At 60.8% G+C, this 23,847-nt stretch carries 22 protein-coding genes and 1 riboswitch; of the genes, 7 read left to right on the plus strand and 15 right to left on the minus strand.

Going from position 1 to position 23,847, the window contains the following annotated elements; genetic code table 11:
* Window positions 1–16: 16 nt before the first annotated feature.
* From NE547_RS04660 to NE547_RS04705, 10 genes are all read right to left on the minus strand, one after another.
* A complete protein-coding gene (locus NE547_RS04660) occupies window positions 17–649 on the minus strand; it encodes a hypothetical protein (protein ID WP_186906490.1) in 633 nt (210 codons plus the stop codon).
* Window positions 650–967: 318 nt separating this feature from the next.
* On the minus strand, window positions 968–2,329 hold the full coding sequence (scfB, locus tag NE547_RS04665; protein ID WP_256174947.1) for a thioether cross-link-forming SCIFF peptide maturase: 1,362 nt from the start codon (window positions 2,327–2,329) through the stop codon (window positions 968–970).
* Window positions 2,330–2,400: 71 nt separating this feature from the next.
* Window positions 2,401–2,541 (minus strand): six-cysteine ranthipeptide SCIFF, encoded by a 141-nt coding sequence (gene scfA / locus NE547_RS04670; protein WP_186906492.1) that lies wholly within the window; start codon window positions 2,539–2,541, stop codon window positions 2,401–2,403.
* A 64-nt stretch (window positions 2,542–2,605) separates the two neighbouring features.
* Window positions 2,606–3,031, minus strand: a complete 426-nt coding sequence (locus tag NE547_RS04675; RefSeq protein WP_186906493.1) for a TIGR04086 family membrane protein — start codon at window positions 3,029–3,031, stop codon at window positions 2,606–2,608.
* A 58-nt stretch (window positions 3,032–3,089) separates the two neighbouring features.
* Entirely contained in the window at window positions 3,090–3,386 is a 297-nt protein-coding gene (gene yajC, locus NE547_RS04680) for a preprotein translocase subunit YajC (RefSeq protein ID WP_186906601.1), read from the minus strand.
* Between the two features lie 171 nt (window positions 3,387–3,557).
* Window positions 3,558–4,688, minus strand: coding sequence for a tRNA guanosine(34) transglycosylase Tgt (gene tgt / locus NE547_RS04685; protein WP_256174903.1), 1,131 nt, complete (start codon window positions 4,686–4,688; stop codon window positions 3,558–3,560).
* Window positions 4,689–4,700: 12 nt separating this feature from the next.
* A complete protein-coding gene (locus NE547_RS04690; protein WP_186906495.1) occupies window positions 4,701–4,958 on the minus strand; it encodes a TfoX/Sxy family DNA transformation protein in 258 nt (85 codons plus the stop codon).
* Window positions 4,959–4,985: 27 nt separating this feature from the next.
* Complete coding sequence (locus NE547_RS04695) at window positions 4,986–5,558, minus strand: TetR/AcrR family transcriptional regulator (RefSeq protein ID WP_186906496.1); 573 nt, start codon at window positions 5,556–5,558, stop codon at window positions 4,986–4,988.
* Window positions 5,559–5,604: 46 nt separating this feature from the next.
* Entirely contained in the window at window positions 5,605–6,660 is a 1,056-nt protein-coding gene (queA, locus tag NE547_RS04700; RefSeq protein WP_186906602.1) for a tRNA preQ1(34) S-adenosylmethionine ribosyltransferase-isomerase QueA, read from the minus strand.
* Window positions 6,657–8,303: a SpoIID/LytB domain-containing protein gene (locus NE547_RS04705; protein ID WP_256174904.1), complete on the minus strand. Its 1,647-nt coding sequence runs from the start codon at window positions 8,301–8,303 to the stop codon at window positions 6,657–6,659. The genes queA and NE547_RS04705 overlap by 4 nt, the downstream gene beginning before the upstream one ends.
* 103 nt (window positions 8,304–8,406) lie before the next feature.
* Window positions 8,407–8,586, plus strand: a riboswitch (Lysine riboswitch).
* Between the two features lie 159 nt (window positions 8,587–8,745).
* On the opposite strand from NE547_RS04705, the gene asd reads away from it, so the two are divergent.
* From asd to dapB, 3 genes are read left to right on the plus strand one after another with little or no spacing between them, the layout of a single operon-like run.
* Entirely contained in the window at window positions 8,746–9,831 is a 1,086-nt protein-coding gene (gene asd / locus NE547_RS04710; protein ID WP_186906499.1) for an aspartate-semialdehyde dehydrogenase, read from the plus strand.
* Between the two features lie 9 nt (window positions 9,832–9,840).
* Window positions 9,841–10,731, plus strand: coding sequence for a 4-hydroxy-tetrahydrodipicolinate synthase (dapA, locus tag NE547_RS04715; protein ID WP_256174905.1), 891 nt, complete (start codon window positions 9,841–9,843; stop codon window positions 10,729–10,731).
* Between the two features lie 19 nt (window positions 10,732–10,750).
* The gene (dapB, locus tag NE547_RS04720) at window positions 10,751–11,515 is read left to right on the plus strand and encodes a 4-hydroxy-tetrahydrodipicolinate reductase (RefSeq protein WP_256174906.1); all 765 of its coding nucleotides are present in this window, start codon (window positions 10,751–10,753) and stop codon (window positions 11,513–11,515) included.
* 217 nt (window positions 11,516–11,732) lie between these two features.
* Here the strand turns inward: dapB and NE547_RS04725 are convergent, their stop codons facing one another.
* On the minus strand, window positions 11,733–12,164 hold the full coding sequence (locus tag NE547_RS04725) for an Rrf2 family transcriptional regulator (RefSeq protein WP_186906502.1): 432 nt from the start codon (window positions 12,162–12,164) through the stop codon (window positions 11,733–11,735).
* A 154-nt stretch (window positions 12,165–12,318) separates the two neighbouring features.
* Between NE547_RS04725 and cysK the strand changes: the two genes are divergently transcribed.
* Together cysK and NE547_RS04735 are read left to right on the plus strand one after the other, a co-directional pair.
* Window positions 12,319–13,251, plus strand: coding sequence for a cysteine synthase A (gene cysK / locus NE547_RS04730; protein ID WP_256174907.1), 933 nt, complete (start codon window positions 12,319–12,321; stop codon window positions 13,249–13,251).
* 44 nt (window positions 13,252–13,295) lie between these two features.
* Window positions 13,296–14,585 (plus strand): O-acetylhomoserine aminocarboxypropyltransferase/cysteine synthase family protein, encoded by a 1,290-nt coding sequence (locus NE547_RS04735; RefSeq protein WP_256174908.1) that lies wholly within the window; start codon window positions 13,296–13,298, stop codon window positions 14,583–14,585.
* Between the two features lie 308 nt (window positions 14,586–14,893).
* Here the strand turns inward: NE547_RS04735 and NE547_RS04740 are convergent, their stop codons facing one another.
* Genes NE547_RS04740 through NE547_RS04750 form a run of 3 tightly spaced genes read right to left on the minus strand, consistent with a single transcriptional unit; the run spans window position 14,894 to window position 19,671 of the window.
* Entirely contained in the window at window positions 14,894–16,657 is a 1,764-nt protein-coding gene (locus NE547_RS04740; protein WP_256174909.1) for a bifunctional homocysteine S-methyltransferase/methylenetetrahydrofolate reductase, read from the minus strand.
* Between the two features lies 1 nt (window position 16,658).
* Complete coding sequence (locus tag NE547_RS04745) at window positions 16,659–19,025, minus strand: homocysteine S-methyltransferase family protein (RefSeq protein WP_256174910.1); 2,367 nt, start codon at window positions 19,023–19,025, stop codon at window positions 16,659–16,661.
* Window positions 19,015–19,671: a vitamin B12 dependent-methionine synthase activation domain-containing protein gene (locus NE547_RS04750; RefSeq protein WP_186906507.1), complete on the minus strand. Its 657-nt coding sequence runs from the start codon at window positions 19,669–19,671 to the stop codon at window positions 19,015–19,017. The genes NE547_RS04745 and NE547_RS04750 overlap by 11 nt, the downstream gene beginning before the upstream one ends.
* Window positions 19,672–19,937: 266 nt before the next feature.
* Between NE547_RS04750 and mnmA the strand changes: the two genes are divergently transcribed.
* The gene (gene mnmA / locus NE547_RS04755) at window positions 19,938–21,029 is read left to right on the plus strand and encodes a tRNA 2-thiouridine(34) synthase MnmA (protein ID WP_256174911.1); all 1,092 of its coding nucleotides are present in this window, start codon (window positions 19,938–19,940) and stop codon (window positions 21,027–21,029) included.
* Window positions 21,026–22,147 (plus strand): aminotransferase class V-fold PLP-dependent enzyme, encoded by a 1,122-nt coding sequence (locus NE547_RS04760; protein ID WP_256174912.1) that lies wholly within the window; start codon window positions 21,026–21,028, stop codon window positions 22,145–22,147. The genes mnmA and NE547_RS04760 overlap by 4 nt, the downstream gene beginning before the upstream one ends.
* A 52-nt stretch (window positions 22,148–22,199) precedes the next feature.
* Here the strand turns inward: NE547_RS04760 and NE547_RS04765 are convergent, their stop codons facing one another.
* Window positions 22,200–23,726 (minus strand): SPOCS domain-containing protein, encoded by a 1,527-nt coding sequence (locus NE547_RS04765; RefSeq protein ID WP_186906509.1) that lies wholly within the window; start codon window positions 23,724–23,726, stop codon window positions 22,200–22,202.
* Window positions 23,727–23,847: the final 121 nt, after the last annotated feature.

The following is a 23,847-nucleotide window of genomic DNA, read 5'->3' on the forward strand; positions in this document are numbered from 1 at the left end:
TTACTTCCTGTTTTGCTCAGGCGGCAGCCAGCAGACCCGCCATCCCGGAAATCAGGGCAGGTACGACCAGCTGCTCCAGCAGCACACACACACACAGCGCCGCGGCACACCCGCCGCAGCGCAGAAAATAGGCCTTTCCGTAGGGAGACGGACGTTTCCCCTCCCCCAAAAAGCGGCTGGCCAAGACCCGCGCAGCCAGCAAACTCTGCACGCCCAGAACAAAAAGCGCCGGGATCGCCACGGCGCCGGTGATCCCAAAGACCAGAAACGCCAGCAGGCAGCCGGTGCTGCCAAACAGGCGCACAAAGGAGGCGATGGAAAAGGCGAGCAGAAAACCGCGCGCCGCGAAGAGGATCGGCAGGCCCAGCAGTCCCAAGGCGGTGAAGCCAAGCAGCAGTGCCAGCAGGGGCCACCGGATCGTACTCCATACCAGAGACAATACGGCCGGCGCGTCCACCGCGCCGGCACGCGCAGCGCTTAAAAAGCTTTGAAGATAGGCGCTCAAGCTCTCGCCGCCGCCGCCGTCCACGCAAGAGGCGAGGATGCAGCCTGCCAGGCCGCCTGCCAGAAAAAAAGCCCCTACTATGGCCAGTGCGGGGAAAAAACCGCCATCCGGCACATCCCAAACGCCTGCGACCGCCCTGCGCATCCAGCCTCACCTCCGTGAGAGCATATGCGCGCGCCGGGACAAGTAGAAGCGGCAAAAGTGGAAGCGGTATATACAAATATAGACCACTCGATCGGCTTGTGCAAGAAATCTTTGCAAAAAATCGCATTTTTGTATATTATGCCAATGTATTATGTAAATTAAATTATGTAAACCTTGTGATCAAAAGAGTACGGCGCCGCAGCGTGCGGCGCCGTACAGGCTCTATATGTGGTATTGTCCGTAGGCTTTTGCGCAAGATATTCGTTTTTGCGGGCCAATCCTGCCGATTACAGTCTGTATAATTACAATTTGTATACCCTACGCTCCCATACCGGCGGCGATGGCCTTCAGCGCGATGGCGCATTCCAGCCGCTTGCGCTCCAATTCACATCCGACACGGTGGGGGCGTTTTATGTCACCGTTGACAAGCAGATTGGATGCGCTGCAGCCGCCGGAGCAGTAAAACCGGGCCCAGCAGCTCCGGCACTCCTCTCTGGTATAGATGTTCAGGGCGGCAAATGTTCCGGACAACGCCTGATCAAAGCTTCCATCGTACAGACTGCCCAGCTTGTATTCCTCGTTGCCCACAAACTGGTGGCAGGGGTAGATATCCCCCTCCGGCGTGATGGCCACATATTCGCAACCTGCGCCGCAGCCCCGCAGGCGTTTGATCACGCAGGGGCCCTGGGCCAGATCTACGTTGAAATGGAAAAAGTTCGTCTCCGGATGATCCCGCAGGTATTCGGCCAGGCGTTCATACTCTGCCTTCAGCGCAGGCAGGTCGGCCTCCTGGAGAGCATAGGGATCCGTCTCCTTCCCCACCACCGGCTCCACGGAGATGTTTTTGCCGATTGCGGCCAGGGCCTTCACATCCTCTGCAAAGTCCTGGTGGAAGCGGGTAAACGTACCGCGGAGATAATAGTCCTTGGTTCCACGGCCTTCGATCAGCTTTCGAAACTTCGGTACGATCACGTCGTAGCTGCCTTTGCCGTTGATTGTGGGACGCAGATCGTCGTTGACCGCTTTGCGTCCGTCCAGAGACAGCACCGCATTGGACATTTCACGGTTGATGTATTCGATGGTTTCGTCGTCAAGCAGTACGCCGTTGGTGGTAATGGTAAAGCGGAAACACTTTCCGTGTGCTTCCTCGATGGAGCGGGCATATTCCACCGTCCGCTTCACCGTATCCATGGCCATCAGCGGTTCGCCGCCGAAGAAGTCCACTTCGATGTTCCGGCGATGGCCGGATTTGGCGATGACAAAGTCGATGGCCCGCTTGGCGGTCTCGGCGTCCATGGTCAGGCGATGGCCGGTGCCGAAGTCTCCGGTAGAGGCAAAGCAGTATTTGCACCGGAGATTGCAGTCGTGGGAGACGTGGAGGCACAGCGCCTTCACCAGTGCCTGCTGCTGCATGGAGGCCGCCTTCTCCCGGTCGATGTAGTCGTCCTCCTCGAAGAGCAGCCCCTCCGCAGTCAGGCTGCGCAGTTCCTGCCACGCCTCCTCCAGCGCGGCGGGGGCATACCGGGACAACGTCTGGCAGACCTCCTCCGGACAGTGTTCCGCTATGGGGGGCTTCACCTGCTCCAGCAGGTGATACGTCAGCTCGTCCAGCACATGGACGGCGCCGCTGTTGACATCCACGGCGACATTGACGCCGAGGGCTTGAAAGGTATGTACCATAAATTTGATCCTCACTTGGCGCATTCCATGGAAAAAGGGTGGGAAACCCCACCCTCTCCAATCAGCGGTTCTTACTTATTCTCGCACTTCTGGTTTGCCACGGTGCAAGAGGTCTTACAGGCGGACTGGCAGGAGGTCTGGCACTCGCCGCAGCCGCCGTGGGCGGCGCTGTTTTTCAGAGTCGCGCCGTTGAGCGTCTTCACATGCTTCATTCTGGTTTCCCTCCCATAACAAATGGTTTAGGAGGATTATAGCATAGCCGCGGCCCGATTTCAATTATTTTCTGCGCTTTTTCTTTCCACCGCTCCGCTTTCCGCCGCCCAGCAGCCCAGCGGCCGCGCCGCCGCACAGACCGCCGCACAGCAGTCCGATCCCGCCCTGCTCCACCGACATGGTCTCAAAGAACAGCACGCCAACCGTAAGCAACAGCAGAAAAAGCACCGCTCCGGTACACAGCCCTACGATCAGCGTACGCCTGCCGCAGCGGCGAACCGCCAGCATTCCGCCTGCGAACGCCCCCACCACACAGCCGACGATACTCAGCTGATAAGTAAGACCGTCCGCCAAAAGCCCCCGTGAGATGAGCACCGAGGCAGCCAGCAGGAACAAAAGGCATACCGCCAGCGCCGCGGCCCCACCCAAAACGATCCCGACCCCGTAGCGCAGCAGCTTCGCGGCCTGATCCTCCTCTGTTTTCCGCATAAAAACACCCTCCCTTGCCACGTTCCTACTGGAACATATGCCGGGAGGGCGTTTCGTATTACTTCTTGTCCTTGGAATCCTTGGTCTCGCCCGCGCCGTTTTCCGTGGCCTGGGTGCCCTTGGTGGAAATCGCCCACTTGGTGAATTCCATGCGCACGCGGTCGGCGCCGGTCTCAATGACGATGGTGTCCTCCTTGACTGCGCAGATGGTGCCGACGATTCCCCCGATGGTGGTGATCTCATCCCCCACCGCCAGTTCGGAGCGCATCTTGGCAGCCGCTTTCTTCTTTTTGTTCTCGGGCCGGATCAGCAGGAAATAAAAGACTGCGATCAGCAGGACAAAGGGCAGGATCATACTCAGCATGCTTCCGGTGCCGCCCTCCTGCGTCAGCATCGCACTCGTTACCTGTGTCAGCAAAACAATCCCCTCCGATAAATACTTGGATGAACCTCTTCATCACGTAAAAGCTATTATAAAACGAAATGCAGGATTTGACAAGCCTTTTTCGCAGGATTCACAGATTCTTCACAGGCGTCCGGCCAATTTGGGGGAATATTCCGCCCGGAAGTCCGCAAAACAGCCCTCATCCAGGGCCTGCCGGATCCGTCCGGCCAGGGCGTTGTAAAAATACAGGTTATGCAGTACCGCAAGGCGCATGGCAAGCATCTCCCCTGCCGCGAAGAGGTGGCGCAGATAGGCGCGCGAAAAGGAGCGGCACACTGGGCAGGCGCAGTCCGGGTCGATGGGCCGCTCGTCCAGCTTGTATTTTTCATTCTTGATGTTCATGGCGCCCGACCAGGTAAAAAGCTTGGCGTGTCGGGCGTTGCGGGCAGGCATGACACAGTCGAAGAAGTCCACGCCCCGCGCCACGCCCTCAATGATGTTGGAAGGGGTGCCCACGCCCATAAGATAGCGCGGCTTGTCCACGGGCATATAGGGCTCTATCACGTCGATGATATCGTACATGACCTGTGCCGGCTCTCCCACCGCCAGACCGCCGATGGCGTAGCCCTCACAGTCGATCTTTGCGGTTTGCTGCATGTGCCAGATGCGCAAGTCCGGAAAGGTCGCCCCCTGATTGATGCCGAAGAGCATCTGTCCCGGATTCACCGTCTCCGGAAGGGCGTTGAGCCGGTCATGCTCTGCTTTGCACCGCTCCAGCCACCGCAGCGTGCGTTCACAGGAGGCCTTGGCATATTCATAGGTGGCCGGATTTTCCACGCATTCGTCAAAAGCCATGGCAATGTCGCTGCCGAGGTTGGACTGGATCCGCATGGACTCCTCCGGCCCCATAAAGATCCGCCGCCCGTCGATATGCGAGGCAAAGGTGACGCCCTCCTCCCGGATCTTCCGCAGTCCAGCCAGCGAAAAGACCTGGAAGCCTCCGGAATCGGTGAGGATCGGGCCGTCCCAGTCCATGAACCGGTGCAGCCCGCCCAGCGCGCGCACCACGTCGTCTCCGGGGCGCAGGTGCAGGTGATAGGTATTGGACAGCTCCACCTGGCAGCCGATCTCCCGCAGATCGTGGGCGGAGAGAGCTCCCTTAATCGCGCCTTGGGTTCCCACATTCATGAACACCGGGGTCTGTACCGTGCCATGGGCACAGGCAAATTCGCCGCGCCGGGCACGGCCTTCGGTCTGGATGAGTTTAAACACGCAAACGCTCCTTTATTTCAGGCTTTGATAAAAGGTACGCAGCTCGGTCCTGCAGGTATCGGGCAGCTCCTTCTTGCGTACGCCCCGGATCGCCCCTTCCAGGGCCGTCAGCTGGTGCAGGCAGGCGTTGGGGTCCGCCTGGGCGCGGATCTGTATCCGGGCCGCCCGGCTGCCCATGCCCCGCAGCGGTTCCGGGGTATCTACGCCGATTCTGTGAAGATGCTCCGCCAACACCGGGCCGAGATTGGGCAAACGGGTCAATGATTCCATTCCGATTCGCCTGCCTTGAGCGGACCGTCAGGAAAAAGCGGCCAGGCCCTGATTGGTCAGCCGCAGCAAAAGTCCCGCCATTTCACCCGGCGACTTGCGCATGCCGCTTTTCAGCCAATTCTGCAGGATGCCGATGCTGCCGGTGATGACATAACGGTACAAATATTCCACGGTCTCCGGGTCGGTGGAGCGGGACGCCTGCCATTGCTGGGCATACTGCTCCTGAAACAGAGCCGTGACCCGCTTTTGAAAGCTGAAATCGCCCTTCTCGCTCAGCAGCAGGCTGCAGAAGTCGCGGTTATCCGCGATATACTGAAAAATCTGCTCCACGACTTGAAAGGCCTCGCCGATATCGGCGCGAAAATCGAAGGCGGACAGCCGCTCCCGGATCTCGGAGATGATCTCGTCCTCGATCTGCTGCAGCAGATCGTATTGATCCCGGTAATGGGCATAAAAGGTACAGCGGTTGATGTCCGCCCGCTCACAGAGCTCTTTGATGGTAATCTTTGCAAGCGGCTTTTGCTCCATCCACTCGATCAGGCTCTTTTTCAGGACCATCTGTGTATACCGCGTGCGCCGGTCGCTCCGGTCTGCGTGCATACCGTCTCCTCCTTCCTCCGCATCTCCCCCAATGTGCCGCACGGCGTCAGTCCGGCTGATCGTCCCTTGGGATAAGGTCTGTGATGAACATCGCATCCCCGAAGGAGAAAAAGCGATAGCGCTGTTCCACCGCTTCCTGGTATGCCGCCAGCACCTGCTCCCGTCCCGCCAGTGCGGAGACCAGCATGATGAGGGTGGACTCCGGCAGATGGAAGTTGGTAATCAGACCGTCCAACGCCTTAAAGCGATACCCCGGGTAGATGAAAATATTGGTCCATCCGGCGCTCTCCCGAAGCGTGCCGTCCTCCGAAGCCCAGCTCTCAATGGTGCGGCAGGAAGTGGTGCCCACACAGATGACCCGTCCGCCGGTCTGCTTCGTGCGGTTGATGGTCTCGGCCGTCTCAGCCGGAATCATGCAGTACTCCGCGTGCATCTCATGGTCGGTGATCTCGTCTTCTTTCACCGGACGGAAGGTCCCCAGGCCCACATGAAGTGTAACGTAGCATACCTTTACGCCCATTTCGCGCACCTGTTCCAGCAGCGCACGGGTAAAGTGCAGTCCCGCCGTCGGCGCGGCGGCGGAGCCCACCGCCCGGGAGTAGACCGTCTGATAGCGCTCCGGGTCCTCCAGCTCCTGCTTGATATAGGGCGGCAGGGGCATCTTGCCCAGCTGCTCCAGCTTTTCCAAAAAAATACCCTCATAGTCAAAGCGCACCAGGCGGTTGCCGCCCTCGCAGACTTCCAGCACCTCAGCGGTGAGGGCGCCGTCTCCGAAGGAAATGCGCGCGCCGGGCTTGAGCCTGCGTCCCGGCCGGACCAGGCACTCCCACACCTTGTCGCCCCGGTCGATGAGCAGCAGCACCTCCGCTGCGCCGCCGCCGGGCACGCGGTGGCCGACAAGCCGTGCGGGCAGGACCCGGGAGTCGTTGAGCACCAAGCAGTCGCCCGGGCGCAAGAGGGCGGGCAAATCGTAAAAATGCATATGCCGCCGCGCCCCCGTGTTCTTATCCAGCACCAGGAGCCGGGAGGCATCCCGGCGCTCCAGCGGAGTTTGTGCAATCAGTTCCTCCGGCAGGTAAAAATCAAAATCAGCGGTCTTTATGGCTGGCGCACCTCGATTCCGGTATAGTAGAATTGCAGGATATCCCAATAAGTATAGCCCTGCTGTGCCATAGAATACGCGCCCCATTGGCTCATACCCACGTGATGGCCCCAGCCGGTTCCGGCGATGGTAAAGGTATCGCCCCCCGAAGCGGCGGATGGGGCCAACTGCTTCACCGCGGCGTCGCCGCCGATGACATAGGGTTGGCCGGAGGGCAGCTGGGATACCGTTCCGCTTCCGTCCACCGCGTATACGCCGCTCACAGAGGGCAGCGTCCCCTCCCCGTTCACCGCGTAACCTCCGCTTCCGCCCGAAATGCTGTAGCGCTGGGAACGCAGTCCCAGAAATGTCCGGCAGTCTTCCTTCGTCTTCGTGAAGCTTTTTCCCGCCGAATCGGTAAAGGTAATTGCCAGTACATTCCCCGTGGGCGACGTTTTTGTGACCTGAACGTCCACGATGCCGGAATTGGCGTAACCCTTGCCGTTGAGCAGATCAGTCAGCTCCTGGCGGGTATAGGTCACACTCCAGCTGTAGCGTTCAATTTTATCGGATACAGCGGCCTCATAGGGATCCGTCTTCCCTTTCAAATAGGGCGTGTCCTCATACCAGATGTTCCCCGCGTCTTCCGTAGCTCCGCCATCGCAGGAAAAATAGACTGGCTCGGTCAAGCCGCCGTTATACCAGATATATTGGCCATAAGTGGCCTCCACCGCCTGGCGGCTGGCGTCGCTCATGCCGGCGATCCCCCTGTAAGCCTGACAGTGGACCGTGTTGCAGATATCGAAGCCGTCGGAGCTGTGCCGCTGATCCAGCAGCTTGGCATAGCTGTAAGTCCGGGCGCATACCGCCTGGGCCTTCAGTGCCTCCAAGGGCCAGGAGGCGCTCATCTCGGACAAAATGACCCCTTGCACATAATCCTCCATGGGAAGCACGTTGCTCACCGACAGATTGCCGCCGCTGCGCCGGTACTGGAACGCGCCGTAATAGGTATTTCCCCGGAAAATAGTCCGGGTCTTGACCGTATCATCCAGACCGGGCTGGACCGCCATGGCCCATCCGTCGGCGCTGTCGAACTGGAACAGGATCGTTCCGGTCCCCGTCTCCACCACCGAAACGCCCGTGCCCGACGGGGCCGTCACCGACGCTCCGGGCACCGCGGCCTGTGCGTTCTGTGCCGAGGCGCTGTCCAGGTAGGCGCCGAGCCTGACGTAATAGGCTCCGTCGATCCATGCCGGGAAGGCGCCGGCATACCGGCAGGCCGCCGCAGACGCCGACTGGAAGTCCGCATAGCGCTCCGGAAGCTGGAGATGATAGCCCCCCACGGCAATGCCGGAAGAAATGGAGTCGTAATATCCAGCCCAGCCGCCCACAGTGCCGTAATACACGGTCTGATCCTTTACCATGGAGATCGCAGTTTTCGCCGTGCTGCCCAGCGGAACAAAGCGCAGGCTGCCGTCAAAATAGCCGAAGCGGTACCCGGAACCCACTTCGTTGAGCAGATTTGCCCCTGGCAGGGCGCTGCCGCCGTAAAAGAGCCCCACCCGGATGGTCGGATTCACCTGTACCGAGGCCGCCTGGGCAGGCGCTGCACCCATCCATTGGGAAACCATCAGGAGGGCGGCTGCAAGTTGTATAAATTTCAAACATTTCCCTTGCTTCATTTGTCAATTCTCACATCCCGGTTTTGTTGACACGATTCTTCGAATTGTGGTACAATTTTTAAAATTTCAATTCCATAGGCGTTATTAGCATAACAGAGGTCGCGGCTGTTCAACAGTAGCGCGGGGAGGGCTCCGGTGGCCCCTGGAACCGCTGCGAAAGGGGACGCCGCCGAAGGAGCCCGGTCCACGGAAGCCCCGCTCCTGGTCGCCCGGCGAAGAGCCGTCCGACTGTCGCCGCGCGCCGCGGTGGAGCGCTGTCTGCTTTTGGGGTATCTTGTCAAAGGCAAATCGTCTTTGACATTATAGTACAAAATCAGCAGTTCTGTAAACTGCTGATTTATTTTTTGCTTCGATCCGGTTTTGCCGGTCTCAAACGAGCCGGCAATGGAATAGGATACATCATGAACGATGGAGGTCATTGATTATGGAAAAGTACAAGGTCGGCGTCATTGGCGGTACCGGTATGGTCGGTCAGCGGTTTGTGACCCTTTTGGAAAACCACCCCTGGTTCCAGCTCGCCGTTATCGCGGCCAGCGGCCGTTCGGCCGGCAAGACCTATGAGGAAGCCATCGGTACCCGCTGGGCCATGGATACCCCCATGCCTGAGGAGGCGAAAAACCTCGTCGTCATGAATGCCGCCGAGGATGTGGAACGGATCGCCGCCCAAGTGGATTTCGTCTTCTCCGCCGTGGACATGAAGAAAGAGGAGATTCAGGCGCTGGAGGAAGCGTATGCCCGCCATGAGTGCCCCGTGGTCTCCAATAATTCCGCCCACCGCTGGACCAGCGACGTGCCCATGGTGGTGCCGGAGATCAATCCGGAACACATTCAGGTCATAGAGGCCCAACGAAAGCGACTGGGGGTGGAGCGCGGGTTCATTGCCGTCAAGTCCAACTGCTCCCTCCAGAGCTATGTCCCCGCACTGCACCCCCTGCGCGGCTTTGGTCTGGAAAAGGTGCTCGTCTGCACCTACCAGGCCATCTCCGGTGCGGGCAAGACCTTCCAGACCTGGCCGGAAATGGTGGATAATGTCATCCCCTACATCGGCGGCGAAGAGGAGAAGAGCGAGCGTGAACCGCTGAAGCTCTGGGGCAAGGTGGAAAACGGCGTGATCGTCAACGCCGCGTCGCCCGCCATCACCGCGCAGTGCCTGCGCGTCCCCGTCTCCAACGGCCATATGGCCGCTGTTTTTGCCACCTTCCAAAACACCCCTTCCCCGGAGGAGATCAAAGACAGTTGGGCAAATTTCAAGGGCCGCGCCCAGGAGCTGGCCCTGCCCACCGCGCCCAAACAGTTCCTGCATTATTTTGAGGAGCCAGACCGCCCCCAGACCCGTCTCGACCGCGCGCTGGAGGGGGGCATGGCCGTATCCGTGGGCCGTCTGCGGCCCGACACCCAGTACGATTATAAGTTTGTCTGTCTTTCCCACAATACCCTGCGCGGCGCAGCGGGCGGAGCCGTCCTGCTGGCCGAACTGCTGTGCGCGGAGGGGTACATTCTAAGGAGGTAACCCCCTATCATGAGAGAACCTGTTTTTACCGGAGCCTGCTCCGCCATTGTGACCCCATTTGACCAGAGCGGCGCTGTCAATTACGATCGGTTCGGCAGACTGATCGACGAGCAGATCGCACGCGGCCTGGACGCTATCTGCGTCTGCGGCACCACCGGCGAGTGCGCCACCCTTTCCATTCGGGAGCATATTGCCGCCGTGGAATACTGTGTCAAGCGGGTCAATCATCGGGTCAAGGTCATCGCCGGCGCGGGAAGCAACGATACATCCGCCGCCGTTTACCTGTCCCAGCACGCTCAGGACTCCGGGGCCGACGCTCTGCTGCATGTGACTCCCTATTACAACAAGGCGTCTCAAACTGGTCTCATCAAGCATTATGAATACATAGCCGACCGGGTGGATCTGCCCATCATCCTCTATAACGTCCCCTCCCGGACCGGCGTTTCCTTCACGGCGGAGACCTATCAGATTCTCTCCCGGCATCCCAAGATCAACGGCGTCAAGGAAGCCAGCGGAAACTTTTCCCTGCTGGCGCACACCCGCGCAATCTGCGGCGACGATTTTTACGTCTGGTCCGGCAACGACGATCAGGTGGTGCCCATGATGAGTCTGGGCGCCAAGGGCGTCATTTCCGTGGTGGCAAATATCGCGCCGGAGATCATGATCCAAATGACCCACCTCTGCCTGGAAGGCAGATTCGGGGAAGCCGGCGCGCTTCAGCTGCGGTATATGGATTTTATCGACGCGCTCTTTCTCGAAGTCAACCCCATCCCCATCAAGGCCGCTATGAATTTGGCCGGCTATGATGTGGGCTCTTTGCGGCTGCCCCTGTGCGATATGTCCAACGGGCATCTGGAAACGCTGCGCCAGACCATGATAAGCGCCGGGATCCTTTCTTGACGCGGGAGGGATGTGGAACATGGCAAGGCTGATCATTTCCGGCTGTAACGGCCGGATGGGCCGGGCGGTGGAGGCGATCTGCACCGCCGAAGCGGATGTTGAGATCGTCGCAGGCTTTGACCTTCTTGGGGCGGGAGAGCGGGAGTTTCCGGTCTTCGCCTCCCCGGCCGACTTCCGGGGCGAGGCCGATGTGGTCGTGGATTTTTCCTCACCGGCGGCGCTGAACGCGCTGCTGCACTTTGCAATGACCCGCCGGATACCTCTGGTACTGTGCACCACCGGATATCTTCCGGAGCAGCTGTCCGCGATTGACGCGGCCGCACGGCAGATCCCTATTTTCTGCTCCGCCAACATGTCGTTTGGGGTAAACGTGCTTTTGGACCTGGTGCGCAGGGCGGCGGCAGTGTTGGGCGAGCGCTTTGACGTGGAGATCGTGGAGCGCCATCACAACAAAAAATTGGATGCGCCCAGCGGTACGGCTCTGATGCTGGCGGAAGCGGCGGCGGATGGGCTTTCCGATACGTCGGAGTACGTCTATGAACGCCAGAGTATCCGCAGGGCCCGTCAGGCCCACGAGATCGGGATCTCCTCCGTACGGGGCGGCGGTATTGTGGGGGATCACGAGGTCCTTTTTGCCGGGCGGGACGAGGTCATCGAATTGCGTCACTCCGCGCTGAGCCGCGAGGTCTTTGCCTCCGGCGCGGTGAAGGCGGCGCGTTTCCTGGCCGGCATAGACGCCCCCGGTCTCTATTCCATGGCAGACCTGGTCGAACAATTCAAGTAACCTGAAGCGGGGCCCGGGATTCTCCGGGTCCCGCTTTTTCAGGGCGCAAAAACGACCGCTTAGCCGCTTGAAAACGCCGTTTGGGCAAAAGCACTGCAGGCTGAAAAAAGATAACGGCAGCACCCGCTCCATTTTTCAAAAAAGCCCCTCAGAGTACGCGCCTTCGGGCGCGTACTCTGAGGGGCTTTTTTGTGTCGGTTCCGTCCAGGCTGTCCCATCATATAATATATTCGTTGCCCGGTCGGCCTGATACCATGAGGTCCGCAATGGTGATGCCGTCGAAAAACGTACGGATCATGGCATCCAGCTTTCGCCACATGGGCAGCGTGCGGCAGTCCGCCATGCGGGGGCACTGGTATGCGTCATCCTCCAGGCAGGCAACCGGAGCGAGACTTCCCTCGGTCAGGCGCAGGATGCTGCCAACGGTACAGCGCTCCGGCGGCTTGGCCAGACGGTAGCCTCCCCCCTTCCCACGCAGACCGGTCAGTATCTTTTCCCGTACCAGCGCTTTCAAAATGCTCTCCAGATACTTTTCAGAGATATCCTGCCGCTCCGCGATCACCTTTAAAGGAATATAGCCGTCCGCTTGATGTTCTGCCAGGTCGATCATGACCCGCAGCGCATAACGGCCTTTGGTCGAGATCATCATTGAGGACATCCTCACTTTCGTTGGTTTAACCAATTATACAATAGGTTTAATAGGTTTTCAATGGGCGGATAGAGAAAATGTGGCAGAAGGATTGACAAGGTCGATGACAAGGTATATTATTCATATAAACCTAGTATGAAAGTAGGTATTAAATATGAGCAACATCTATTCCCGTGCAGACCAACTGATTGGCAAGACCCCCCTGCTGGAGCTGACTCACATCGAACGGGAAATTGGCCTAGAGGCCCGTATCCTGGCCAAGCTGGAGTATTTTAACCCCGCAGGTTCCGTCAAGGACCGCATTGCCAAAGCCATGATCGACGATGCGGAGCAAAAGGGGCTTTTGAAGCCCGGTTCCGTCATCATCGAACCCACATCGGGCAATACCGGGATCGGCCTTGCCTCCGTAGCGGCGGCCCGGGGCTACCGCATCCTCATCGTCATGCCGGAGACCATGAGCATAGAGCGCCGCCAGCTGATGCGCGCCTATGGCGCCGAGCTGGTGTTGACCGAGGGCGCTCTGGGGATGAAGGGGGCGATCGCCAAGGCCGACGAACTGGCGCGGGAGATTCCAGACAGCTTTATTCCCGGTCAGTTTGTCAACCCGGCCAATCCCGCTGTGCATAAGGCTACCACCGGCCCGGAGCTCTGGGCGGATACGGATGGGACGATAGACCTCTTCGTATCCGGCGTCGGCACCGGCGGCACCATCACCGGCGTGGGCGAATACCTGAAAAGCCAGAACCCGGCGGTTCGGATCGTAGCGGTGGAGCCGGCGGCCTCCCCGGTGCTGAGTAAGGGTACCGCCGGAAGCCATAAGATCCAAGGAATTGGCGCCGGATTTGTCCCTGCGGTGCTGGATACCAACGTCTATGATGAGATCATCGCCGTGGAGAACGACGACGCCTTTGCCACCGGCCGTCAGATCGGCCGCGCGGAGGGGATTTTGGTGGGTATCTCCTCCGGCGCAGCCGTATGGGCGGCGATCCAGCTGGCCCGCCGTCCGGAGAACAAGGGTAAGACCATCGTCGCCCTATTGCCCGATACCGGCGACCGCTACCTTTCCACCCCCCTGTTTGCAGACTGACCCTGCCATAAAAATGAGAAACAGAAAGAGAGAGAGGCCGCTTTATGCGTAAGCAACCTTATCATTTTGAGACGCTCCAGCTTCACGTTGGCCAGGAGCAGCCCGATCCTGCCACTGATGCCCGGGCGGTGCCCATTTATCAGACCACCTCTTACGTGTTCAAAAACTCGGCTCACGCGGCAGCCCGTTTCGGGCTGGCGGACCTCGGCAACATCTACGGCCGGCTGACCAACTCGACGCAGGATGTACTGGAGAAGCGTCTGGCGGCGCTGGAAGGCGGCGTGGCCGCCCTGGCGCTGGCTTCCGGTGCGGCGGCCATCGCCTATACCATTCAGGCGCTTGCGCAGGCGGGAGAGCATATCGTGGCGCAGAAGACCATTTATGGCGGCAGCTACAACCTGCTGGCGCATACCCTGCCCCAGTACGGCATCTCCGCTACGTTCGTAGACGTCCACGACCTGGCGCAGGTGGAGCGCGCCATTCAGGCGAATACCAAAGCCATTTATCTGGAGACCCTCGGGAACCCCAACAGCGATATTCCGGATATCGACGCCCTTGCAGCCCTTGCCCACAAGCACGGCCTGCCCCTGGTCATCGACAATACCTTCGGCACGCCTTATCTGATCCGCCCCATTGAGCATGGCGCAGACCTGGTGGTCCACTCCGCCACCAAATTCATCGGCGGTCATGGCACTACGTTAGGCGGTATCATCGTGGATTCCGGAACGTTTGACTGGGCCGCCAACGGAAAATATGCCCCTATCGCCGCTCCCAATCCCAGCTACCATGGCGTTTCCTTCACGGATACCGCAGGTCCCGCCGCCTTTGTCACCTACATCCGCGCCATCCTGCTGCGCGACACCGGGGCCACCCTCTCCCCCTTCAACGCTTTCCTGCTGCTCCAGGGCGTGGAGACCCTCTCGCTGCGCTTGGACCGGCACGCAGAGAATACCAGGGCAGTGGTGGGCTATCTGTCCAAGCACCCCCTGGTGGAGCATGTCAACCACCCCTCGCTGCCCGACCATCCCGACCACGCGCTTTATGAGAAGTATTTCCCCCACGGCGGCGCTTCCATCTTTACGTTTGAGATCAAGGGCGGTCAGGCGGAAGCCCACAAATGGATCGACCATCTTGAGCTCTTTTCTCTGCTGGCCAATGTGGCGGATGTAAAGAGCCTGGTCATCCACCCGGCCACCACCACCCATTCCCAGCTCTCTCCTGCGGAGTTGCTGGATCAGGGCATCAAGCCCAATACCATCCGCCTGTCCGTCGGTACAGAGCACAAAGACGATATCATTGCTGACCTGGAGCAGGCCTTTGCGGCCCTTTCGTAATCAGGGATCTCCCCGAAAGATACCTGTATTTTTCAAGAAGCGTACCGAGCGGTTTCGGCACACCGGGCGGCAGCCCCTCCTACGCGGGAGGGGCTGCCGTTTTTGTACAAAGAACCCCCTCGGCTGTGCCGAGGGTAAGAGCTTATAGCAGAATAAAGACAAAAACTCCTTTTGATTTAAAATAGGTTTGCGGTCTGGCGACTGCAAACGAAAAATCAAAAGAGCGTATGCAACATGGATAGGCGCTGCTAGTATTTCAGAACTTTGCCCGCATAAGAAAATCCACCGGCGTAGCCGGTGGATTTTTATTACCCAATCGCTTTCAGAATCTTCGTGATCAGCTCGACCCGGCGGAATGGCGTCATCAGGTAGATGCCGTCGGTATAGGGCTGGATTTCCCGGGCAATCCGGGTGGAGATGCGCAGCGCCAGCTCCTCGGCCTCAGCCCGGTCCTTGCCCACGTATTGCGAGACGATCTCATCGCAAACATACATGCCTGAGATCTCATTGTTCAGAAAGCAGGCGTTGCGGTGGCTGACCACCGGGAAGATACCGCCCAGCAGCTTTCCTTTCAGCACGGCCCGGGCCTGTATAAGATGTTCCAGCGCCTCCCGCGACAGTACCGGCTGGGTCAGAAAACCGGCTACGCCGCATTCCTCCTTCTCTTGCGCCAGCCGAAGCTGCACCGAAAAATTCCGGGCGTTCAGATTCAGCGCGGCAAAGATCTGGAAGGGGGTGGAAAGGCTCTCTCCATTCAGGCCGCTGACATACCGGGCCAGCTTACGGGAGTTGAAGTTGAATACGCTTTTGACCTCATCCCGGTCGGTGGATGGGATCGGGTCTCCGGTAATCAGCAGAACGTTGTGGACCCCCTCCATGGACAGGCCCAGCAGCAGGGCCTTGGTGGCGTTCAGGTTCCGGTCCCGGCACGTCATGTGGGGAAGCGGCTCCACGCCAAGCTCCCGTTTCAGCTTACAGGCCAGAAGGCTGCTGTCTGCCCGGGGACGCCCCACGGGGCAATCGGCGATGGTCACCGCGTCCACTCCGGCCTCCCGCAGTGTGCGTACCCCCTCCAAAAACGGCGCGAGGTCATCGTCTGCCGGTGAATCCAGCTCCACGGCGACCACCCGTTTACCGGAGCGCAGCTTTTCCCAAAGAGGATTGACATCGCCCGCCTCCACCCGGAGGCGGGCCTTTTCGGCCGGGGCGGCGGGACAGCGTATGCTGGTCCCTTCCAGCGCCCGGGCGGCGCAGGCAATGTGTTCCGGCGTAGTGCCGCAGCAGCCGCCCACAATGGACGCCCCCGCGCCCACGATCTGGACCATCCGCCGGGAAAAGTAATCCGGCGTGCCCTTGTAAAGCGTCCGGCGGCCCACCACGGTGGGATATCCGGCGTTGGGCATCACGGAGAGAAGCGTATCCCCGCGCTCCAGCCCCTCGATGTACCGCAGCAAATGGAGCGGGCCGGAGATGCAGTTGAAGCCTGCCGCATCCACCTCCGTCAGGGCGGCCGTACGGCGGAACAGCTCCCGGCCCAGCGCGCCCTCCTGGGTGACTCCGTCGGCCCCAACGGCAAAGGATACCAGGAGAAACGCGTCCGGGCAGCGGCGTTTCAGATACCGGGCCAGTTCCGGTATTCCTTCGTCTGTCGGCAGCGTCTCTGCCAGAAAACAGGTCAGTCCCTGTTCCAGAAAGAGATCAAGTTGAAGGCAGTAGAGCTCCGCCGGGCTGTGTTCCTTGTCCTGGGGCGCCGGGCCCAGGTCGGCAAAAACGAAGGCGCCGAAGGGCTCTGCCGCCTCCCGGGCCAGCCGGGCTCCCTCCGCGATGATCTGACGGGCCAAAGCGTGCTTCCCCTGCGCCAGGTCCACGCCTACGGAAAACGTATTGGTCTTGATCGCCCGGCACCCAGCCTCCAGATACGCACGGTGGATGGCGGATACCTCCTCCGGGTGCTCCAGATTGGCCAGCTCGCACCGCTCCGCCGCCCGGCCGGGCCGGGCGGCAAAATAGGTGCCCATTGCTCCGTCGAACAGCAGGGGCTTACCCTGCTTCAAATACGCTTTGACTCCCATGTCATCCCAACACCTTCCTCGCGATCTCCACCGACGCCCGGGCGTCTCCCGCGTAGTAGTCCGCCCCCATCCGCCGGGCATGCTCCGGCGTAACGACCGCGCCGCCTACCCAGATGACCGGCGGCTCCGGCAGGCTGTGGAGCAGCCGGATGGTCTCCTCCATGGCGGGCAGCGTGGTGGTCATCAGCGCCGACAGTCCCACCAGACGGACCGCCCGGGCCTGTACCGTCTCCAGAATTGCTTCCGGCGGCACGTCTCTGCCCTGGTCAATGACTTCGTATCCATAGTTTTCTAACATCGTTTTCACGATGTTCTTACCGATGTCATGGATATCCCCTTTGACCGTGGCCACCACCAGCCGGCCCTTTCGCACCGGCTCGCCGCCCCTGGCGGCAAGGGAGGCGCGCACGGCCTCAAAGACGGCCTGCGCCGCCTGGGCCGCGCTCAGCAGCTGAGGCAGAAACACCTTGCCCCGCTCATACCCCTCCCCCACCTTGTCCAGGGCCGGGATCAGCTGGCGCTCCACCAGGGACAGCTCGCTCTCCCTTCCCTGCTGCAGGGCCTGCCGGGCCAGCTGACCCGCCTCGGTGCGCAGCCCCCGCATCACGGCCTCCTCCAGCTCCAGCCCGGCGCCCGGCGCGGCAGCCGGGGCTGCTGAGACCGTACCGGCAAAGCGCTCCACATAGTCCCGGCACGCCCTGTCCTCGCCGGAGAGGACCCGAAAAGCCGCTACCGCATCCATCATTTCCCGTTGATTGGGGTTGAGGATGGGCAGCGTCAGGCCCATATTCAGCGCCTGGATCAGAAAGCTTTGGGTGATCAACGCACGGTTCGGCAGGCCAAAGGAGATATTGGACACGCCCAGAACGGTCGCAAGCCCCAGCTCCTCCCGTACCGCGCGCACCGCGCGCAGGGTCTCCGTCGCCTGGGATTGCTGGGCGGAGACCGTGAGGGTCAGGCAGTCGATCCAAAGATCTTCTCTCGGGATATCGTACGACAGCACCGCGTCCAGAATACGCCGGGCGATGTCCAGGCGCGCCCGGGCCGTCTGGGGAAGCCCGTGCTCATCCAGCGTGAGCCCCACCACGCTGGCGCCGTATTTTTTCACAATTGGCAGGATTCTGGCGAGCACCTCAGGGTCGCCGTTCACCGAGTTGACCGCCGCCTTGCCGTTGTAGACCCGAAGGCCGGCCTCCAGCGCGTCCGGATTGGAAGAATCCAGCTGAAGCGGCAGGGCCACGGCGCTCTGCAATTTTCGGACGACCCGGGGCAGCATATCGACTTCGTCCACGCCGGGGTAGCCGACATTGACGTCCAGGATATCGGCTCCGGCGTCCTCCTGCTGCACCGCCACATCCAGGATATAGTCCAGGTCCTCCTCCAGCAGGGCCTGCTGAAAGCGCTTTTTGCCGGTGGGATTGATGCGCTCTCCGATGACGCGTACTCCGTCCAGCCGGAGGGGCCGGGTGGGGGTGCAGACGAACGCCTTTCCCGCATGGCGCCGGGGAACGGGGTGCTTGTCCGCCAAGGCGGCGCGCAGCCGGCGGATATACTCCGGCGACGTGCCGCAGCAGCCTCCAAAAATGGTCACGCCGGCCTCCAGGCCGGGCAGCAGCGCCGCCGCAAACGCCTCGGGGGCCATGTGGTAATGTCCGTCCACCGGGTCGGGAAGCCCCGCATTGGGCTTGGCGATGACGGGCAGGCGGGTGTGCCGGCACAGCTGACGCAGCAGCGGCAGCAGCTGGTCCGGTCCCAGCGAGCAGTTCAGGCCGATGGCGTCGGCTCCGAGGCCCTCCAGCGTACGCGCCATCGAGGGGATGGTACAGCCGGTGAAGGTCCGCCCTCCCTCGTCAAAGGACATCGTGACAAAGACCGGCAGATCGGTCTGCTCCTTCACGGCCAGCAGGGCGGCCTTGGCCTCATAGAGGTCGGTCATCGTCTCGATCGCGACCAGATCGGCCCCCGCCGCCGCGCCGCAGCGCGCCATTTCCCCAAACAGCGCATAGGCCTCCTCAAAACGGAGGCTTCCCATGGGTTCCAGCAGCTCTCCCAGCGGCCCCATGTCCAGGGCGACCCGGGCCGGCGTTCCAGCAACGGCCTGCTTGGCCAGGGTCACCCCCGCCGTGACGATCTCCTGTACGCTGTGACCGGTGTGAGCCAGCTTACGGCGGTTTGCCCCGAAGGTATTGGCGTAGACCACCTGGCTGCCCGCCAGGGCGTATTCCCGGCTGACCGAAGCGATCCATTCCGGCGCGCTCCGGTTGAGCAGCTCCGGCTGGCCGCCGGGGGGCAGCCCCTTCTGCTGGAGCACGGTGCCCATAGCGCCGTCCAGCAGAAGGATCCCGTTTTTCCAAAATTCAGCTTCCACAGTGGTTTCCTCCCTTGCGCAGCGTACAGCTCTCCCGCATGGAACAATAGGCGCACCCCCGGATGCGGGCGCGCTGGGGCGTGTCGGACAGGCCGATCACCGCCGTCACCGATTTGGCCGGGTTGAGCAGCAGGCTCTCCGTGACCGACAGTCCCAGCCGGCGCCCGGCGTCCAGCGCGGCGCAGACCTGCGGCTGCACCTGCAGCGGCAGGTCCCCATAGCCGGGGCTGAAGCGGTCCGTCCGATAGCGGCCGGGCAGACGCCGCTGCAGCTGCGCTTCCGCCGCGTCGCATCCGGACTCGACCCAGGCGCTGCCGCAGGCGTCCAGAAGGACCGCCCGCGCCATATCTCTGGCCTGCTCGGCGCGCAGCATGGCGTCAAATCCGCTGCCCAGGGTACAGGCCAGCAAAACGGCCTGGTCGCATTGCGCCAGAAGCGTCCCGGCCGTCCGCCCCGGCAAGACGATCCCCGTCCCGGACAGGGAAAGCCTTTCTCCTTCCCGCAGCAGCGGAAACACCCGGTAGACAAACCTGGGCGTGATCCGGGCCGTCAGCTGCGCCGCCACGTCCTCCGCCTGACCGCGCAGCCCGTCCGGTACAGGGCCCCGCACGCCCAAATAGCGCAGGGCTTCCTCCACGTTCAGCACTGCCGCGCGCCTCCCTTCCGTACGCTTTCGGTTGCAAAAAAGCCCGCCTTCGTTCGACGGAAGACGGGCCGATCTTCTGCTTTGCTGTTATTATAACCTGCGCAGCTGCGGTGTGTCAACCAAACCCATCGGCTCAATATGAAATAAAAATAGAAAAAATGGTTGCCCTGCGTTGGTACATTCGATCATTGACTGCGGTGTATACCTGTGCTATCATAAAACCCACAAAATCAATTGGTTTATTTTTGGAAGGAGTGACGACGCCAATGGAACCGGGTGCAGGCGTCCTCATCGCCATGAGCGGCGGGGTGGACAGCTCGGTTGCGGCTTACCTTCTGTTGGAGCAGGGCCGCCATTGCGCAGGGGCAACCATGCGTCTGTATCGCAATGAGGATATCGGCCTTCCGCGCTTCCATTCCTGCTGTGCCCAGCAGGATATAGAAGACGCAGCGGAAGTGGCGTTTCAATTGGATATCTCCCATAGGGTGCTGGATCTTACTGCAGAATTCCGGGAGCAGGTCATCCAGCGGTTTGTCCAAGGTTATGAGCGTGGCGACACCCCGAATCCCTGCATTGACTGCAACCGCTATCTGAAATTTGACCGGCTCCTGCATATCGCACGGCAGGAAGGTCTGGTCTATCTGGCGACCGGCCATTATGCCCGTATCGTTTATGACCGGTCGACCGGCCGGTATCTGCTCAAAAAAGCCGCGGATACGCATAAAGATCAAAGCTACGTGCTCTACAGAATGACGCAGGAACAGCTGGCCCATACACAGTTCCCCCTGGGCGAGCTGCAAAAGGAGCAGGTCCGGGCCCTTGCGGAGCGGCTTGGCTTCGTCAACGCCCGAAAGCATGACAGCCAGGATATCTGCTTTGTGCCGGACGGCGATTATGCGCATTTTTTGGAACAGTACACTGGAATACGGTATCCGGACGGCGACCTTTTGGATCAGGCTGGTCGTACAGTAGGCCGCCATCATGGCGCGGTACGGTATACGCTGGGGCAGCGCCGGGGACTTGGGCTGGCCATGGGCGCGCCGGTCTATGTCTGCGGCAAATGCATGCGGTGCAATACCGTTACCGTCGGGCCCGAATCAGCCCTCTACGCGCGCGGACTCTTGGCGGAAGATATGAACTGGATTATCGACCCGCCGTCCGTGCCGTTCCGGGTCCAGGCAAAGATCCGATACCGTCAGGCGGAGCAATGGGCAACCGTTACCGCGGCATCTGAAACCTGGGCACGGCTGGAGTTTGATACGCCCCAGCGGGCCGTCACTCCGGGGCAGTCGGCGGTTCTGTACCGTGGCGACCTAGTACTGGGCGGCGGGACCATCCGGGAGGCGATTTCCCTGTGATCTACTTGGACTATGCGGCAAATACCCCGGTGGACCCGGCGGTGCTGGAGCGTTTCTGCCAGCTGGAGCATGAATGGGTCGGAAATCCCAACGCCTCTCACCGTGCGGGCCGGGCCGCACGGGCAGAGCTGGCCCGCATTACCGATTCCATTGCCAGCCTGCTGGGGGTACATCCGTCTGAGATCCTGTATACCTCTGGCGCCAGCGAAGCCAACAATACGGCGGTCAAGGGACTTGTACAGGCCGCTGGAACGGCTGGCAGGCATGTGATTTCTACGCCGTTGGAGCACGCATCGATCAACGGTTGCCTGGAATTTCTCCGCACACAAGGCTACACGGTCGATTTGCTGAACCTTCGCAGCGACGGCACCGTTGATCTGGCTCATCTGGACGCCCTGCTCCGGGTCGACACCGTTTTAGTCAGCGTCTGCGCCGTGGACAGCGAGCTTGGTATTCAGCAGCCCATAGAAGCGATCGCGGCGCATCTTCAGAACTATCCGAACTGCCGTTTCCACGTGGATGCCACCCAAGCGGTGGGCCGGACGGACCTGTCCTTTTCCTGTGCGGACACAATGAGTTTTGCCCCCCACAAGTTTTATGGTCTGAATGGAAGCGGTATTCTCCTCAAACGCAGGCGGATACCACTGATGCCGCTGATCCACGGCGGTGGCAGCATGACGGCTTACCGCAGCGGCACGCCGGCTTTGGCACTGGCCGGTGCAGCGGAGGCCGCGCTGCGCCTCGCCCTGGCCGGTCTGCAAGAACGTACCGGTCTCGTCCGCCGCTGGAATACGATCCTACGAAGCGCCCTTTCCGCTTATCCCAACGTACAGATTAACAGTCCGGAAGCGGCGGTTCCTCACATTCTGAATCTCAGCATAGCGGGAGTCAAGGGCACGGCGTTTCAGCGCGCTCTGGATGAACGCGGCTTCTGCGTATCCGTCAAATCGGCGTGCTCGGAAGACGGCGCTCCCTCCCGAGCGGTCTTTGCCCTCAGCGGCGACCGCAAACGTGCGCTCAGCGCTTGGCGGATCAGCCTGAGTCATTTGACCACCGCCCAGGAAATTCAGAGCTTTTTATCCGCCTTTCACGATTGTTATGAGAACCTAGCCGGTTGAGTTCCGCGGGACAGCCTCAGGGGACGGCGCAATACGCCGTCCCCTGAGGCTGTTACCGCTTTCGTGGAATGAGCAGCAATTGACCGTTCGGTGCGTTTTCCTCTGCAAGGGCATTGGCCTGCATGATATCCTGCTGTGTAGTACCGTAAGCCTTGGCCAGATCCCAGAGCCGCTCTCCCGGGCCGACCATGCGCAGTACGATAGAGGGCTGGCCCGAGGTGTCCCGGCGGGCGGTCTCGTCCATGCGGATGGCCGCGACCCCTGCCGTGCGGCGAATCTCCAGGGCCACATATTGGAAGTCCACCGGAAAACGGACCTCGATCCCGCCGGTGGTGGGCGTGGCAAACACGGGGGACGGGCAGGAACACCGCGCCGAGCATACTGCTCCCTCAGGCAGGTCCAACGTGCAGGAAGCCTGGATCGGTCTTGTGACCGAGACCCGGCTTCCCTCCTCCGTCAGGTAGAGCACCGTTACATTGATCTGGCTGCTGAGCGTCAGACGCGCTCCCTCACGGTTTTGAGATACGGCCCCAACACAGACGTAAGCGTCAAAGACTTCCTTGGCCAGCATTCCCGTCTCCAGGATCTCCCGGACGGTCTGCTCCTTTACGCCGCAATCCAACAGGCGCGGCATACTGTAAACCCGTACCTCCGGATGAAGATCGTAGGCAGTGGAGTACACGTCGGTAAGCACTTCCAGAGACCGTTCCTCCCGCACGACTGCCTGCGCCAACAGGCCAAGGGCCACACAGATGGAGCGGCGGTCGCCCGACTCCAGGCTGCATTCAGCGCCGGTCAGCAGCACCTGTACCTGGCAGGTGGACTCCTCTCCTGCGCCGCTGACCTCCATGATCTGAGAGAACGGCAGTTCGTATTCCACGGAGCAGAGCGCGCCCTCCACAGTACGGTAGAGCACCTGAAGCTGGGCCTCGCCCTTGAAAATGAGCTTGCTGCCGATGACCTTGGCCTCGCTGCACCGCAGGGCAACGCGGTGCTTGAGCAGCTCTTCCGCCTCCGGTTTGCTTCCGGGAATCGCCACGTCGTCCGCAAATGTAAAGGGCTTTTCCTGTACGCATGCCACCACGCAGGTATCACAGCGTTCCGCCAGCTGTTCCACCCCGGTCTCCTCCGGGGCCAGCACGCCTGCGCAGATGTTTTCCGTCATGGCGGCATAGGCCTGAACGTGCACTGCGAGATTGACCCGCACCAACACCTTGCGCGGATTGAGACTTCGGGTCTCGGCCATCTCCACCCAGGGGACGGCCACCACGCTGCACTGAGGGCCGACGGCCGCACTGTCCGCCGTACTGGTAAAGGAGAGGGTCGCTTCCACCCGGCGCATCCCCTCCTCCCCGTCCGGCAGATAGAGAATGGCGGCGCGCACTGTGCCGGAGACCTCCACCCTGCCCTCCTGGGCCTCCTTGCTCTTCAGGAAGACTTTCCCCTCGGTATCGCAGATCCGAAGGATATCCGGACAGGCGTCCGGTACGATCATCTCCAGGGTCTCTTCGTGGAAAACGGTGGTATCCAGTACGGCTTCATAGCCGCTCAGTTGGGTCCGGTCAAGTTCCAGCTCCATAGCGTTCCACTCCTTGTACGGGCCCTGCGGCCCTTTTTCATGCTACAGAACTATATGTACAAGGTCGGCCAACTATGTCTGTCCTTTTCTCAGCGCAGTCCAAAAAGGGTCTTCAAAATGC

This window comes from Flavonifractor sp. DFI.6.63, from assembly GCF_024462255.1.
In the GTDB taxonomy this organism is placed as follows: Bacteria; Bacillota; Clostridia; order Oscillospirales; family Oscillospiraceae; genus Lawsonibacter_A; species Lawsonibacter_A hominis.

Excerpts from the sequence above, each read along its gene's own strand:
- NE547_RS04690 (WP_186906495.1), bottom strand. The coding sequence starts at position 4,958 with ATGGAATCATTGACCCGTTTGCCCAATCTCGGCCCGGTGTTGGCGGAG.
- NE547_RS04675 (WP_186906493.1), bottom strand. The coding sequence starts at position 3,031 with ATGCGGAAAACAGAGGAGGATCAGGCCGCGAAGCTGCTGCGCTACGGG.
- yajC (WP_186906601.1), bottom strand. The coding sequence starts at position 3,386 with ATGATCCTGCCCTTTGTCCTGCTGATCGCAGTCTTTTATTTCCTGCTG.
- dapA (WP_256174905.1), top strand. The coding sequence starts at position 9,841 with ATGAGAGAACCTGTTTTTACCGGAGCCTGCTCCGCCATTGTGACCCCA.
- NE547_RS04660 (WP_186906490.1), bottom strand. The coding sequence starts at position 649 with ATGCGCAGGGCGGTCGCAGGCGTTTGGGATGTGCCGGATGGCGGTTTT.
- NE547_RS04695 (WP_186906496.1), bottom strand. The coding sequence starts at position 5,558 with ATGCACGCAGACCGGAGCGACCGGCGCACGCGGTATACACAGATGGTC.
- dapB (WP_256174906.1), top strand. The coding sequence starts at position 10,751 with ATGGCAAGGCTGATCATTTCCGGCTGTAACGGCCGGATGGGCCGGGCG.
- scfA (WP_186906492.1), bottom strand. The coding sequence starts at position 2,541 with ATGAAGCATGTGAAGACGCTCAACGGCGCGACTCTGAAAAACAGCGCC.
- asd (WP_186906499.1), top strand. The coding sequence starts at position 8,746 with ATGGAAAAGTACAAGGTCGGCGTCATTGGCGGTACCGGTATGGTCGGT.
- NE547_RS04765 (WP_186906509.1), bottom strand. The coding sequence starts at position 23,726 with ATGGAGCTGGAACTTGACCGGACCCAACTGAGCGGCTATGAAGCCGTA.
- cysK (WP_256174907.1), top strand. The coding sequence starts at position 12,319 with ATGAGCAACATCTATTCCCGTGCAGACCAACTGATTGGCAAGACCCCC.
- NE547_RS04740 (WP_256174909.1), bottom strand. The coding sequence starts at position 16,657 with ATGGGAGTCAAAGCGTATTTGAAGCAGGGTAAGCCCCTGCTGTTCGAC.
- NE547_RS04725 (WP_186906502.1), bottom strand. The coding sequence starts at position 12,164 with ATGATGATCTCGACCAAAGGCCGTTATGCGCTGCGGGTCATGATCGAC.
- mnmA (WP_256174911.1), top strand. The coding sequence starts at position 19,938 with ATGGAACCGGGTGCAGGCGTCCTCATCGCCATGAGCGGCGGGGTGGAC.
- scfB (WP_256174947.1), bottom strand. The coding sequence starts at position 2,329 with ATGGTACATACCTTTCAAGCCCTCGGCGTCAATGTCGCCGTGGATGTC.
- NE547_RS04735 (WP_256174908.1), top strand. The coding sequence starts at position 13,296 with ATGCGTAAGCAACCTTATCATTTTGAGACGCTCCAGCTTCACGTTGGC.